Source organism: Pseudomonas sp. FSL W5-0299 (genome assembly GCF_005930655.1).
Taxonomy (GTDB): Bacteria; Pseudomonadota; Gammaproteobacteria; order Pseudomonadales; family Pseudomonadaceae; genus Aquipseudomonas; species Aquipseudomonas mandelii.
The window spans coordinates 74,535-89,618 of the sequence record NZ_RXHX01000018.1 but is presented as its reverse complement, the minus strand read 5'-3'; the positions used below and the strand labels follow the sequence as shown (position 1 = coordinate 89,618).

The window sequence follows — 15,084 nt, the reverse complement described above, 5'->3', positions numbered from 1 at the left end:
AGCCTGCGGTTATAGGTCATCAGGGGCAAATACGTGACGAGGGCTGGAAACTGTGTGCCAGAGCGTTTTGAGAGAAAAGTCAGTCAAGGCGGCCGGCGATGAAAGCCCCCTGAAAGCGCGGTATGCCATAACCCGAGGCTATCGCCGTATCTCAATCATTGATTAGACGGTTATCACCGAGCCTTCGATAGTGCTCATCAGCGCGGCGAACCGACCACGCACGGCATTCACAACAATAAGAAACGAGGTACGCACCATGGCTCGTCCCAGTGCTTCCCTGCATCTGCCTGGCGCAGCTGCCCAACCGATCAACGCGGCCACACCCCTGGCCGGCACCACCAAAGCCAGCAGCGTGCGCTGGCGGATCTTTGCGATCGTCTTCGCGCTGACCATGGTCAACCTGATCGACCGGGTCTCGCTGTCGATCGCCATGCCGACCATTGCCCATGAATTTTCCCTGTCGCCAAGCATGCAAGGGCTGATCCTCAGCAGCTTCTTCTGGGCGTATGCGCTGTTGCAGATTCCCGGTGGCTGGCTGATCGATCGCTTCGGCCCGCATCGGGTCATCAGTTGGTCCACCGGGTTGTGGGGCACCTTTCAAGTGTTGGCGGCGTTTGCGACCGGCGGCTTGTCATTGCTGTTCGCCCGCGTTGCACTCGGGGCCGCCGAAGCGCCGTTGTTCCCGTCCGGTGGCAAGCTGATCTCCCTGTGGCTGGCGCCGAGCGAACGCAGTCGCGGCGCGGTGCTGATGGACAGCGGCAGCCCGTTGGGCGTGGCGCTGGGCGGGTTGATCATTGCTTACCTGATTGCATCCCTGGATTCGTGGCGCCTGGCGTTCGTGATTGCCGGTATCGCGACCCTGGTGCTGGCCTGGCTGGCCCGGCGTTATCTGCGCGATGACCCGGCCACTCACCCGCAAGTGAATGCCGAAGAACTGGAGAAGATCAACGCCGGGCGCGCGACGCCGGCTGCCGAAGCCGCCCGTGTGCCGGTCAAAGGCCTGGGCATCGCGGCCCGTTCCCTGAGCGGCTTGCTGATCGGCCGTGCCAGTTGGGCGATGGTGTATTTCGGTTTGCTGACCTGGGGCCCGAGCTATCTGGCCCAGGCTCGCGGCTTCGACATCAAAGGCATCGGCGCGGCCACCTTCGTGATTTTCGTGTGCGGGGCCCTGGGGTCGTTGACCGGTGGTTTCCTCTGTGACGGGTTGATCCGCAAAGGTGTCAGCCGTGGCGTGGCGGTCAAGAGCCTGCTGGCGTTTTCCGGTGTGGTCGCCCTCGGCGCCTTTCTGTTGTTGCCGACGCTGAGCAATCCGTTTGCCGCCGTGGCGTTGTTGGCCATGACCGCGTTTTTCCTGATGTGGGGCAGCCTCTACTGGAGCTTCCCAGCATTGCTGGCGGCACCGGCGCGGGTCGGGTTGATCGGCGGCGTGATGAACATGGCCGGCAGCACCGGCGGGATCGCGGTGCCGATCCTGGTGGGGATCATTGTGCAAATGACCGGAGGTTTTGCGCCGGTGCTGGGGTTCTTTGCCGTGTGCTCGGCAGTCTTTGTGCTGGCGACGTTGTTCATCAGTCTCGACGAGGTGCGCCATGGCTGAACACTTATCTGGCGAAGCATGGAACGGTCCGATCATCGATGCCCATCATCACTTCTGGGACCCGACGATCAATGACCATCCGTGGCTGGCGCCCGAAGCCAATATCCCGTTCCGCTACGGCGACTACAGCGCGATTAAACGGCGCTATTTTCCTGAGGACTATTTCGCTGACGCCGGCCCGCACCGTGTGGTGCAAACGGTGTACGTCGAGACCGAATGGGACCCGCAAGACCCGATTGGCGAAACCGTTTTTATCGAAAGTCTGACGGCCCGTTACGGCGTACCCAATGCGGTCGTGGCGCAGGCCTGGCTCGACCACCCGGACGCCCTCGCGGTACTGACCGAACAAGCGAGTTTCAAATGCGTGCGCAGCGTGCGTCACAAACCGGGTGGAGCGACTTCACCGGCGCAGGTTGGTCATGTGCGCAGCCTGATGAGCGACGAACACTGGCGGCGCAGTTTTGCCGCCCTCGAAGGGCTGGGGTTGCACTTCGATTTGCAGACCCCCTGGTGGAACTTGCACGAAGCCGAACGGCTGGCTCGGGACTTTCCCGGCACTACGCTGATTCTCAACCACGCAGGGTTGCCCAATGACCGCAGCGCCGAAGGCCTGGCCGGTTGGCGCCTGGCGATGGCTCGGCTGGCCAAATGGCCAAATGTGCAGGTGAAGATTTCCGGCCTTGGCCAGAGGGGGCAGGCATGGCGCGCCAAGGACAACGCCTGGATCGTGCGTGAAGTGATCGCCATGTTCGGCACTGACCGGGCGATGTTCGCCAGCAACTTCCCGGTGGACAGCCTGTGCGGCTCGTTCGACGACATCTACAGCGGTTTCAAATCCATCGTTGCTGATCTGCCGAGCGCCGATCAGGAGCGACTGTTCTACAGCAACGCGCAGCGGGTTTATCGCTGCGAGCCTTGCGCCGTTGACCGCCAATGGCCTGAACCCTTGAGGAGTGAAGCATGAACAAAACAACCATCGCGATGGTGCTGGGTGACCCGGCAGGCATCGGCCCGGAACTGATCGCACGTTTGCTTGCGGAGCCTGAAGTGCGCAGCCAGGCCAATGTGATCCTGATCGCCGACGAGGCCGAAATGCGTCGCGGCATGCGCATCGCCGGGACGGAGTTTCCTTACCGTCGCGTCGAGTCGCTGGATCAGTTGGAGTTTCATGATGACACGCCGCTGTTCTATGACTTTCGCGGAGACACCGTCGGTGAATTTCCACGCAGTGAAGCCAGTGTCATCGGCGGTCGCTACAGCCTCGACACGCTGGAACAAGCCCTGCGCCTGACCGAGGCCGGGACCACCGACGCGGTGTTGTTCGGGCCGTTGAACAAGACCTCGCTGCACATGGCCGGCATGGCCCACAGCGATGAGCTGCACTGGTTCGCCGAGCTGCTGGATTTTCACGGGCCGTTCTGCGAATTCAACGTGCTCGACAACCTCTGGACCTCCCGCGTGACCTCCCACGTGGCATTAGCGCAAGTGCCAGGCATGCTGACCCAGACGCGGGTAGTGGAAGCGATCCAGTTGATCGACACCGCACTCAAGCGCAACGGCCTGGAAAAACCGCGCATTGGCGTGTGTGGGCTGAACCCGCACAACGGCGACAACGGCTCGTTCGGACGCGAAGAACTGGACATCATCGGCCCGGCGGTTCGTTCGGCCCAGGCGCTGGGGATTGCGGCCGAAGGGCCATACCCGGCGGACACGATTTTCCTCAAGGTCCAGGGCGATGCCAGTGCCTTTGACGCGGTGGTGACGATGTATCACGACCAGGGGCAGATCGCGATCAAGTTGATGGGCTTCTCCCGAGGCGTGACGGTGCAGGGTGGCTTGCCGATCCCGATTACCACGCCGGCCCATGGCACCGCCTTCGACATCGCGGGGCAGGGCAAGGCCAACGTCGGCGCGATCCGCCAGGCCTTCGAAATCGCCTGCCGAATGGGCACCAACAACTACTGACACAACACTGATCCACTGTGGGAGCGAGCCTGCTCGCGATAGCGGTCTGACAGTCACTAAAAAGGTGGCTGCACTACCGCTTTCGCGAGCAGGCTCGCTCCCACATTTGTTTTGTGTGTGGCTGATAACCCTATCCACTCACTATTCGGTTTTTCCTATCACCGCAGGTTATCGCCGGATACGCATAAGTGATTATCCGCACCCCCGAGCGCTGGCTAAAGTCGCTCCATCGAATGCCGGAACCCGCCCCCGTGCGGTTTTGTGCAGCGACCCGACAACTACAAAAAGCCGGCAGCGCAAGGAACTGTATTCATGAAAATCAAAGCCATCCGTACCCGCGTTTTTGAGTGGAAAGGCAAAGTCGTTCCGCCTCAAGCACACTTCTGCACCAACGCCAGCGACATCCTGTTCGAACGTGGCGACGCCATGGGCTCGTTCCGTTTCCATGGCTGGCTGGTGGTGGAAGTCGAGACCGATACCGGCCTCGTCGGCATCGGTAACTGTGCCCTGGCGCCGCGTGTGGCCAAGGAAATCATCGACACCTACCTGGCGCCAATTGCCATTGGCGAAGACCCGTTCGACAACGAATACATCTGGCAGAAGATGTACCGCCAGAGCCACGCCTGGGGCCGCAAAGGCATCGGCATGGCGGCGATCTCGGCGATCGACATCGCGATCTGGGACATCATGGGCAAAGCCGTGAACAAACCGGTGTTCAAACTGCTCGGCGGTCGCACCAAGGAAAAGATCTGGACCTACGCCTCCAAGCTCTACGCCAATGACAACCTCGACCTGTTCCTCGAAGAGGCCCAGGGCTATCTGAACCAGGGTTTCACCGCGCTGAAAATGCGTTTCGGCTACGGCCCGAAAGACGGCCCGGCGGGTATGCGCAAGAACATAGAGCAAGTGCGTGCCCTGCGTAACCTGGCCGGTCCCGACATCGACATCATGCTCGAGTGCTACATGGGCTGGACCCTGGAATACGCCCGCCGCATGCTGCCCAAACTTGCTGAATTCGAACCACGCTGGCTGGAAGAGCCGGTGATTGCCGACGACATCGAAGGTTACATCGAGCTGAAGAAGATGGGGATCATGCCGATCTCCGGCGGCGAGCATGAGTTCACCTCCTACGGCTTCAAAGACCTGCTGGAACGCCGCGCCGTCGACGTGATCCAGTACGACACCAACCGCGTGGGCGGTATCACCGCAGCGCGCAAGATCAACGCCATGGCCGAAGCCTGGTCGGTGCCGGTGATCCCGCACGCCGGGCAGATGCACAACTACCACCTGACCATGTCCACCACCGCCTCGCCGATGGCCGAGTTCTTCCCGGTATTCGACGTCGAGGTCGGCAACGAACTCTTCTACTACGTGTTCAAGGGCGAACCGCAACCGGTCAACGGCTACATCCAGCTCGACGATGACAAGCCCGGCCTGGGCCTGGAAATCTCCGATGAGTACTTGAGCGACTTCAACATCATCGAGTGATCCGGTGGTGAAGGGCGGTGCGACGTTTCGCTAATCCCCTCCCACACATCCACGACTTTCTGGAGGCCGTCATGCGCCTGATTCAATTTGAAAACACTGCCGGTGAACGCCAGGTGGGTCTCGTCGAGGGCTCGCAGATCCAGGTGCTGCAAGGCACCCGTAGTACCCGTGAACTGGCCCTCGCGGCGATTCGTGCCCAACGCAGCCTGCAAGAAGAAGTCGCACTGCGCGGCACCGAACCGGGACCGGATTACGCCCAGCTGTTGCAGCAGGGCAAAGTCCTGCCACCGCTGGACCACGAAGACCCGGCCCATTGCCTGATCAGCGGCACCGGACTGACCCATTTGGGCAGCGCCTCGGCGCGGGACAAAATGCACCAGCAGGAGGGCGCGGTCGAAGCCAGCATGACCGACACCATGCGCATTTTCAAATGGGGCCTGGAGGGTGGTAAACCGGCGGCCGGGCAGGTCGGCGCGCAACCGGAATGGTTCTACAAAGGTGATGGCAGCATCGTCGTGCGCCCCGGCGCGGATTTCCCTGTGCCGCCGTTTGCCGAAGACGCCGGCGAGGAACCCGAGCTGACCGGCCTCTACGTGATCGGCGACGACGGCCAGCCGTACCGCGTCGGTTATGCCTTGGGCAACGAGTTCTCCGACCACGTGATGGAGCGGCGCAATTACCTGTATCTCGCCCATTCGAAACTGCGTTTCTGCGCCTACGGTCCGGAGCTGCGCGTCGGCGAGTTGCCCAAGCACCTTGCAGGCACCAGTCGGATCAAGCGCAACGGCGAAACGATCTGGGAAAAGGAGTTTCTCAGCGGCGAAGACAACATGTGCCACAGCCTCGCCAACCTCGAATTCCACCACTTCAAATACGCGCAGTTTTTGCGTCCCGGCGATGTCCACGTGCATTACTTCGGCACCGCAACGTTGTCGTTTGCCGACGGGATAAAAACCCAGCCGGGCGATCGCTTCCAGATCAGCCTCGATGAGTTTGGCGCGCCCCTGGAAAACGGCATCGGCGAAAGTGCCCAGCCGTTGGCCATCGGCCAGGTGCGCACGCTTTAAGTCTTCAATCACCGGCGTTGTCGGCCGGTCAAGGGATCACTCATGACCACGCTACTCGGACACAACTACATCGGCGGTCGCCGCAGCGCCAACGGTACGCAACAGCTGCAAAGCCTCGATGCCACGACGGGCGAAGCGCTGCCGGTCCGTTTTTTCCAGGCCACTGAAGCGGAAGTGGACGCGGCAGCCAGCGCTGCGGCCGCTGCCTACCCGGTTTACCGCAACCTCAGCGAGGAAAAACGTGCGCTGTTCCTTGACGCTATCGCCGATGAAATCGATGCTCTGGGCGATGACTTCGTCGCCACTGTGTGCCGCGAAACCGCATTGCCGTCCGGGCGTATCCAGGGTGAGCGCGGACGCACCAGCGGCCAGATGCGCTTGTTTGCCAAGGTCCTGCGTCGCGGCGATTTCTACGGCGCGCGCATTGATCGGGCACTGCCGGATCGCCAGCCGTTGCCACGTCCGGACCTGCGTCAGTACCGCATCGGCCTGGGGCCTGTCGCCGTGTTCGGTGCCAGCAACTTTCCGTTGGCATTTTCAACCGCCGGTGGCGATACCGCTTCGGCGCTGGCCGCCGGCTGCCCGGTGGTGTTCAAGGCGCACAGCGGGCACATGGCGACGGCCGAGTGGGTCGCGGACGCGATCATCCGCGCCGCCGAGCGCACCGAAATGCCGCCCGGCGTCTTCAACATGATCTACGGCGGGGGTGTCGGTGAATGGCTGGTCAAGCATCCGGCGATTCAGGCGGTGGGCTTCACCGGTTCGCTCAAGGGCGGCAATGCCTTGAGCCACATGGCCGCGACCCGGCCACAGCCGATTCCGGTGTTTGCCGAGATGTCGAGCATCAACCCGGTGTTCCTGCTGCCCGAAGCGCTCAAGGTTCGCGGTGAGCAAGTCGCTGCGCAACTGGCCGGGTCGGTGACCCTGGGCTGCGGGCAGTTCTGCACCAACCCGGGCCTGGTCATGGGTTTGCGTTCGCCGCAGTTCAGCCAGTTCCTGGAAACGTTTTGCGCTAGCATGAACCAGCAACCGGCCCAGACCATGCTCAATGCCGGCGCGCTGGTCAGTTACAGCCGAGGCCTTGGCGAGTTGCACGAACATCCGGGGCTGACGCACTTGGCGGGCAGGCCGCAACAGGGCAATCAGGCACAACCGCAGGTGTTCAAGGCTGACGTCAGTCTGTTGCTCAAGGGCGATGAGCTGCTTCAGGAAGAGGTGTTCGGACCGACCACCATCATCATCGAGCTTGAGGACCGGGCGCAGCTGGCGGCAGCGTTGCACGGTCTGCGCGGGCAATTGACGGCGACGCTGATTGGCGAGACGGACGAGTTGCTGGAGTACCGTTGGCTGGCGGAGTTGCTGCAGGAAAAGGTCGGGCGGATTCTGCTCAATGGCTACCCGACCGGGGTCGAGGTGTGTGAGGCGATGGTGCATGGCGGGCCGTATCCGGCGACGTCTGATTCGCGCGGCACATCGGTTGGCACCTTGGCGATTGACCGGTTCCTGCGGCCGATGTGCTTCCAGAATTACCCGGATGCGTTGTTGCCCGAGGCGTTGCAGAACGCCAATCCGCTGGGGATTCGGCGGTTGGTGGATGGGGAGGTGAGTCAGTCAGCGTTGTAGTCTCTACCGCCTTCACGAGCAGGCTCGCTCCCACATTGGATTTGCGGTGAACACAAAATCCTGTGGGAGCGAGCCTACTCGCGAAGGCGTCATCAGCCACACCGCCAAACTACTTGGCAGTCACCTCAGCCACTTTCACCACCGCCGGCTTCAACACCAGCCACAACGCCGCCGCAATCAACACCCCGCCATAGATATGCGCCATCGACAACGGCTCATCCAGCAACAGCGCTCCCCACAACACCCCGAACGGCGGGATCAGGAAGGTCGTGGTCATCGACCTCACCGGCCCGATCGAGCTGAGCAAGCGGAAGTAAATAATGTACGCCAGGGCGGTACACATCAGCCCCAATCCAAGCAACGACAACCAGACATTCCAGCCGCCCCAGCTTGCCGGTGGCTGGCTGATCACGCTGTAGCCGAACAACGGCAACAGGAACAGCGTCGCCCCGAGCATGCTGCCCAGCGCTGAAAGACGGCTGTCGAGACCGCCGGCGTGGTCAAGCCAGCGGCGGGCCAGGAACCCGGCAAAGCCATAACAGGTGGTGGCGAGCAGGCAGGCGGCGGCGCCCATCAACAATTCCATGTCGAACGCCACCGGACCGGCACGGGTCAGCACGCCTACGCCAAACAGCCCGAGGAACACCCCGCCAAGCTTGGCCGCGGTGAGTTTTTCATGGAAGAACAGGCCGCCGATCAACACGCCCATCAGCGGCGTGGTGGCGTTGAAGATCGCTGAGTAACCGGCCGGCAGCACTTGGGCGGCCACGGAATAGAGGGTCGCCGGAATCCCGGAGTTGATCACCCCGAGCAGCATCACCGTCTTGAGCTTGCCTTTGAAGTCCCAGCTGATGCGCATCAGGCCGAGAATCACCAGCAAGCCGACGGCGGCAATCGACACGCGGAAAAAGGCCGTGGGGATTGTGCCAATCACCGGGGCGATGATGCGCATGAACAGAAAGCTCGCGCCCCAGATCGCGGCCAGCGACAGCAATCGGAAAATATCGACAGGACTCACGGTGCACTCCTTCCTTGATGGGGACGAGAGTGTTGCCGAGCGCCTTATCCATGGCAACCGAAAAACGAGCATTTAACTCGAGCCGAAAATTACGCTTCTCCTGCACCCGGTTCACTGGCTAAGCTCAGGGCTCACGAATTCCCGCAGAGGTCTCACCCATGCCGCAGCAATGGCCAGCCGCCGACATCGCCCGAATGATCCTCGATGGCTTTGACGATTACCGCGAGCATTTCCGCCAGATCACCGACGGCGCTCGGGCCCGCTTCGAGCAGGCCCAGTGGCAGGAGGCGCAGGTCGCGTCGGCCGCGCGGATCAATCTGTACGAAGAAAAAGTCAGCGAAACCGTGGAACGGCTGCGCGTCGCGTTTGACAGCGACACACTGGACGTCAGTTGCTGGCCTCTGGTCAAAAGCGCTTACATCACGCTGATCGACCTGCGTTTCGATGATGAACTGTCCGAGACTTGGTACAACTCGATTTTTTGCGGGCTGTTCAGCCATGACCTGATCAGCGACGGCTGCATGTTTATCCACACCACCCGGCCCAGCCTGCGCCGGGCCCGCGCCGCGCAAACCCGAACCTATAAGCCCCAGGGCCAGTTGTCCGGCATGCTCGCGAGCATTTTTGCCGATTACAGCTTCAGCGAGGATTACGCCGACCTGGCCGGCGACCTGCACCGCCTCGAAGCCCAACTCCGTGAGAACCTGCCGGATTGGGTGTGCAAGGACCCTGAACTGAGCGTCGAGCTGTTCTCCTCGGTGCTCTACCGCAACAAAGGCGCGTACCTGGTGGGGCGCATCTATACCCGGGACGAACAATGGCCGCTGGTGATTCCGCTGCTGCACCGTGAAGGCCGCGGGATTCAGATCGATGCGCTGATTACCGACGAAGCCGATGTGTCGATCATTTTTTCGTTCACCCGTTCGTATTTCATGGTGGATGTGCCGGTGCCGGCGGAGTTCATCGGCTTCCTCAAGCGCATCCTGCCGGGCAAGCACGTCGCCGAGTTGTACACCTCCATCGGCTTCTACAAACACGGCAAGTCCGAGTTCTACCGGGCGCTGATCAATCACCTGGCCAACACCGACGACCAATTCATCATGGCTCCCGGCGTGCGCGGCATGGTGATGAGCGTGTTTACCCTGCCGGGTTTCAACACCGTGTTCAAAATCATCAAGGACCGTTTCTCGCCGTCGAAAAACGTCGACCGTGCCACGGTGATCGAAAAATACCGTTTGGTGAAAAGCGTCGACCGCGTCGGACGCATGGCCGATACCCAGGAGTTCGCCGATTTTCGCTTCCCTTTGAGCAAGTTCGACCCGGCGTGCCTGGAAGAGCTGCTTGAGGTGGCGGCGTCCACGGTGTCGGTGGAAGGCGACACCGTGCTGATCCGTCACTGCTGGACCGAGCGGCGGATGACGCCGCTGAACCTGTACCTGGAAAACGCCAATGAGGCGCAGGTCCACGAGGCCCTGGAAGATTACGGGCTGGCGATCAAGCAACTGGCGGCGGCGAACATCTTTCCCGGCGACATGCTGTTGAAGAACTTCGGTGTCACCCGGCACGGGCGGGTGGTGTTTTATGACTATGACGAGATTTGCTTCCTGACCGAAGCCAACTTCCGCCACATCCCGCAACCGCGTACGCCGGAAGACGAGATGGCCTCCGAGCCGTGGTATTCGATCGGGCCGCTGGATGTGTTTCCCGAGGAGTTTCCGCCGTTCCTGTTTGCCGATTCCGGGCAAAGGAAGCTGTTTGACCAGTTGCATGGCGAGCTATACAACGCCGATTACTGGAAAAGCCTGCAGGAAGCCATTCGTGCCGGCAAAATCATCGACGTGTTCCCTTATCGCCGCAAAGGCCTGGATAACGAATAAACCCCTGAGTGAACCCCCTGTGGCGAGGGAGCTTGCTCCCGCTGGGTCGCGAAGCGACCCCAAAACCATCCACCGCGCAGCTTCAGACAAATCTCGATGACCGGATTACGACTGCTGTGCAGCCGAGCGGGAGCAAGCTCCCTCACCACAAAGGCAGGTTGAATTCGTCGCCGAGCCCCCAAATCTGCGACAATCCGGCCCCTGCGCCACTAGACGACTTTTGCGTACCTGATGACTGACGAATCGCCTTCCATCGACAAACTGCTGAAAAACCTCGATCACGCCATGCTCGCCGACCGCCACCGGCTGCGGCGGCAGTTGCTTGAGCTGCGCAAGAAACCTGACGAGGCCAAGCTGGCCCAGTGGGTGACGCGCATGCAGGCGTCCTGTGACCAGGTGCTGGCGCGGCGTGCCAGCCTGCCGGTGATTCGTTACGACGACAGTTTGCCGATCGCCGCCAAGCGCGACGAAATCAAGGAAGCGCTGCTCAAGCATCAGGTGCTGATCATCGCCGGCGAAACCGGCTCGGGTAAAACCACCCAGTTGCCGAAGATCTGCCTGGAAATCGGCCGCGGCCAGCATGGCTTGATCGGCCACACCCAACCGCGTCGAATCGCTGCGCGCAGCGTGGCCAGCCGGGTTGCCGAAGAACTGGCGACGCCATTGGGCGCGCTGGTCGGCTATCAGGTGCGGTTCGAGGATCAGAGCGACTCCAACACCCTGATCAAATTGATGACCGACGGCATCCTGCTGGCGGAAACCCAGAACGACCGTTACCTCGAACGCTACGACACGATCATCGTCGACGAAGCCCACGAACGCAGCCTCAACATCGACTTCCTGCTCGGTTACCTGAAAACCCTGCTGCCGCGTCGCCCGGACCTGAAAGTCATCATCACCTCGGCGACCATCGATCTGGAACGCTTCTCCAGGCATTTCGATGACGCACCCATCGTTGAAGTTTCGGGCCGGACTTTCCCGGTTGAAACCTGGTATCGCCCGCTGACGCTTGAGCAGGACGAGGAGGGCAACCGCGTCGAGGACGACTTGACCGTGGATCAGGCGATCCTCGCCACCCTCGACGAAATTGCCGCGTTCGAACGTAGCGAGCGCAAGAGCCCCGGCGACGTGTTGGTGTTCCTGCCCGGCGAGCGCGAGATTCGCGACGCCGCCGACATGCTGCGCAAGGCCCAGCTCAAGCACACCGAGATTCTGCCGCTGTACGCGCGCTTGTCGCCGGCCGAACAGCAGCGGATTTTCCAGTCGCACCCTGGCCGTCGCGTGGTGCTGGCGACCAACGTCGCGGAAACTTCGCTGACGGTGCCGGGCATCCGTTACGTGATCGACAGCGGCACCGCGCGCATCAGCCGTTACAGCTACCGCGCCAAGGTTCAGCGTCTGCCCATCGAAGCCATTTCCCAGGCCAGCGCCAACCAGCGTAAAGGTCGATGCGGTCGGGTCGAGCCGGGTATTTGCATTCGCCTCTATGGCGAAGACGACTTCATCGGTCGCCCTGAATTTACCGACCCGGAAATTCTGCGCACCAACCTCGCCGCCGTGATTTTGCAGATGCTGCACTTGCGCCTCGGCGAGATCACCGACTTCCCGTTTATCGAACCGCCGGATGGCAAGGCGATCAGCGACGGTTTCAACCTGCTGCAAGAACTCTCGGCCGTGGACCGCAACAGCCAGCTGACCCCGCTCGGCCGCCAGTTGGCGCGCCTGCCGGTGGACCCGCGCATGGGCCGCATGCTGCTGGAAGCGGCGAAACTCGGCAGCTTGCAGGAAGTGTTGATCGTCGCCAGCGCCATGTCGATTCAAGACCCGCGCGAGCGTCCGCCGGAGCGCCAGCAAGCGGCGGATCAGGCCCACGCACAGTGGAAGGACGTGGACTCGGATTTCGCCGGGCTGGTCAATCTGTGGCGTGGTTTTGAAGAACAGCGTCAGGCCCTGACCGCCAGCCCGCTGCGCAATTGGTGCCGCAAGAACTTCCTGAATTACCTGCGTCTGCGCGAATGGCGCGACTCGCACCGTCAGTTGAGCCTGATCTGCCGCGACATGCAGTTGAGCCTGAACAAAGAGCCGGCGGACTACCCGAAGCTGCACAAAGCCGTGCTCTCGGGCCTGCTCAGCCAGATCGGCCAGAAAACCGATGAAGGCGATTACCTCGGCGCCCGTCAGCGGCGTTTCTGGATTCACCCGTCCTCCGGGTTGGGCAAGAAGCGCCCGCAATGGCTGATGACCGCCGAACTGGTGGAAACCACCAAGCTCTATGCGCGGATGGTGGCCAAGATCGACTCGGACTGGATCGAGCCGCTGGCCGGGCACCTGATCAAGAAAAACCACTTCGAACCGCACTGGGAGAAAAAGCGCGGCCAGGTCGTGGCCTTCGAGCAGATCACGCTGTTCGGGCTGATCGTGGTGGGTCGTCGGCCGGTGCATTACGGGCCGATCGATCCCGTCGTTTCTCGTGAGTTCTTCATTCGCGAAGGCCTGGTACGCGGCGAGATTCAATCCAAGGCCAAGTGCCTGACGGCCAATGCGCAACTGCTGGAACAACTCGACGAGCTGGAAGCCAAGGCTCGGCGTCGCGACATTCTCGCTGACGAAGAAACCCTGTTCGCTTTCTACGATGCGCGATTGCCGGCGGAGATCCACCAGACCGCAACGTTCGACAGCTGGTACCGGGTCAACAGCCAGAAAGACCCGCAGCTGCTGATCATGCGCGAAGAAGACGTGCTGGCCCGTGAGGCCAGCGAAGTCACCGCCCTGCATTACCCGGACACCTTGCACATCGGCGATCTGGAGCTGGCCCTGAGTTACCACTTCGAGCCGAATCACCCCCGCGATGGTGTGACCCTGCGCGTGCCGGCGCCGCTGTTGCCGATGTTGCCGCCGGAACGTCTGGAATGGCTGGTGCCGGGCGTGATCGAGGCCAAGTGCATCGCGCTGGTGCGCAACCTGCCCAAGGCCCTGCGCAAGAATTTCGTGCCGGTGCCGGACTTCGTCAAAGCCGCGTTGCAGCGCATGACCTTCGCCGAGGGCTCGTTGCCGCAGGCGTTGGGCCGCGAGCTGCTGCGCATGACGGGCGCGCGGGTCAGCGATGAGGCGTGGGCGGAAGCTTCACAGCAAGTCGACAGTCATCTGCGCATGAACCTGGAAATCGTCGACGGCCAGGGCAAGTTCCTCGGCGAAGGGCGAGATCTGGCCGAGTTGACCGCACGCTTTGCCGAAGCCAGCCAAGCCGCGTTGGCCGTGCCGCAAACCGCGAAAAACCAACAGCCGGTGGAGCCGAAAGTCTTTGCCGCCGTCGCCGAGAAAACCCAGCAGAAGATCGCCGGGTTGTCGATGACGGTGTATCCGGCGCTGGTGGAAGAGAGCGGGACAGTCAAGGAAGGGCGTTTTTCGACCCCCGCCGAAGCCGAGTTCCAGCATCGCCGCGCCTTGCAGCGATTGCTGATGCAGCAGTTGGCCGAGCCGGCGAAGTTCCTGCGCGGCAAGCTGCCGGGGCTGACCGAGCTGGGGCTGATGTACCGTGAACTGGGGCGCATTGATGCGCTGGTGGAAGACATTCTGCTGGCCAGCCTCGACAGTTGCATTCTCGAGGGCGAAGACCCGTTGCCACGGGATGGCGCCGGGCTGGCCTCGTTGGCCGAGCGCAAGCGCGGTGGCTGGACCGAGCACGCCGAGCGCCTGGCCAAGTTGACGCTGGAGATTCTCAAGCACTGGCACGGCCTGCAAAAGCGCTTCAAGGGCAAGATTGATCTGGCGCAAGCCGTGGCCCTGAACGACATCAAGCAACAGCTCAGTCATCTGGTGTATCCGGGGTTTGTCCGGGAGACGCCGATGCAGTGGCTCAAGGAATTGCCGCGTTACCTGAAGGCTGTCGAGCAACGCTTCGAGAAGATTGGCGCACAGGTGCAGAGGGATCGGGTCTGGAGTGGCGAACTGTCCGGTCTCTGGGCCCAATACCAGACCCGCGCCAACAAACACGCCCAGGAAGGCAAGCGCGATCCGCAACTGGAGCTCTATCGCTGGTGGCTGGAGGAATACCGGGTTTCGCTGTTCGCCCAGCAACTGGGGACCAAAGTGCCAATCTCCGACAAGCGCCTGAACAAGCAATGGACCCAGGTCGAACCCTGACCCCGAGACTTGTGCAATACCTGTGGGAGCGAGCCTGCTCGCGCTGGCGGCATCACAGTCGACATAGATGTTGGAGGTGATGGCCCCATCACGAGCAGGCTCGCTCCCACAGGTTTTTGTATTGCCTGGCAGGTGGGAGTCATCGAGCAAAATGGCGCCAAAACCCAATGTTTATGGCAAACTTCGCGCCTATAAACGCCGGTCCCGCAGTTTTGAGCCTCTCAAGGTTCGGGCGGTACGGAATAAAGCGATGCCAGGTGTGCTTTCCGTGACGGGAACAGACCCTTTGTGTGTTGGTACGTCGGT

Annotated in this window: 9 protein-coding genes; 8 read left to right on the top strand and 1 reads right to left on the bottom strand. The window is 61.7% G+C overall.

Features of this window, described 5'->3' with window-relative positions; all coding sequences use genetic code 11:
- Nucleotides 1–256: 256 nt before the first annotated feature.
- The 6 genes from FHL16_RS20685 (at nucleotide 257) to FHL16_RS20660 (ending at nucleotide 7,740) form a co-directional block, all read left to right on the top strand.
- Nucleotides 257–1,597: an MFS transporter gene (locus tag FHL16_RS20685; RefSeq protein WP_010462087.1), complete on the top strand. Its 1,341-nt coding sequence runs from the start codon at nucleotides 257–259 to the stop codon at nucleotides 1,595–1,597.
- Nucleotides 1,590–2,561 (top strand): amidohydrolase family protein, encoded by a 972-nt coding sequence (locus FHL16_RS20680; RefSeq protein ID WP_010462085.1) that lies wholly within the window; start codon nucleotides 1,590–1,592, stop codon nucleotides 2,559–2,561. The genes FHL16_RS20685 and FHL16_RS20680 overlap by 8 nt, the downstream gene beginning before the upstream one ends.
- Nucleotides 2,558–3,562: a 4-hydroxythreonine-4-phosphate dehydrogenase PdxA gene (locus FHL16_RS20675; protein ID WP_010462082.1), complete on the top strand. Its 1,005-nt coding sequence runs from the start codon at nucleotides 2,558–2,560 to the stop codon at nucleotides 3,560–3,562. The genes FHL16_RS20680 and FHL16_RS20675 overlap by 4 nt, the downstream gene beginning before the upstream one ends.
- A gap of 312 nt (nucleotides 3,563–3,874) precedes the next feature.
- Nucleotides 3,875–5,050, top strand: coding sequence for an L-rhamnonate dehydratase (locus tag FHL16_RS20670; protein ID WP_010462080.1), 1,176 nt, complete (start codon nucleotides 3,875–3,877; stop codon nucleotides 5,048–5,050).
- Nucleotides 5,051–5,121: 71 nt separating this feature from the next.
- Nucleotides 5,122–6,117, top strand: coding sequence for an AraD1 family protein (araD1, locus tag FHL16_RS20665; RefSeq protein WP_077749157.1), 996 nt, complete (start codon nucleotides 5,122–5,124; stop codon nucleotides 6,115–6,117).
- Between the two features lie 42 nt (nucleotides 6,118–6,159).
- Nucleotides 6,160–7,740 (top strand): aldehyde dehydrogenase (NADP(+)), encoded by a 1,581-nt coding sequence (locus FHL16_RS20660; RefSeq protein WP_077749156.1) that lies wholly within the window; start codon nucleotides 6,160–6,162, stop codon nucleotides 7,738–7,740.
- Nucleotides 7,741–7,849: 109 nt separating this feature from the next.
- Here the strand turns inward: FHL16_RS20660 and FHL16_RS20655 are convergent, their stop codons facing one another.
- Nucleotides 7,850–8,758 (bottom strand): DMT family transporter, encoded by a 909-nt coding sequence (locus tag FHL16_RS20655; protein ID WP_010462074.1) that lies wholly within the window; start codon nucleotides 8,756–8,758, stop codon nucleotides 7,850–7,852.
- Nucleotides 8,759–8,916: 158 nt separating this feature from the next.
- Between FHL16_RS20655 and aceK the strand changes: the two genes are divergently transcribed.
- Both aceK and hrpA read left to right on the top strand, forming a co-directional pair.
- The gene (aceK, locus tag FHL16_RS20650) at nucleotides 8,917–10,635 is read left to right on the top strand and encodes a bifunctional isocitrate dehydrogenase kinase/phosphatase (RefSeq protein WP_077749155.1); all 1,719 of its coding nucleotides are present in this window, start codon (nucleotides 8,917–8,919) and stop codon (nucleotides 10,633–10,635) included.
- A 231-nt stretch (nucleotides 10,636–10,866) separates the two neighbouring features.
- Nucleotides 10,867–14,778, top strand: a complete 3,912-nt coding sequence (gene hrpA, locus FHL16_RS20640) for an ATP-dependent RNA helicase HrpA (protein WP_077749154.1) — start codon at nucleotides 10,867–10,869, stop codon at nucleotides 14,776–14,778.
- Nucleotides 14,779–15,084 lie beyond the last annotated feature (306 nt).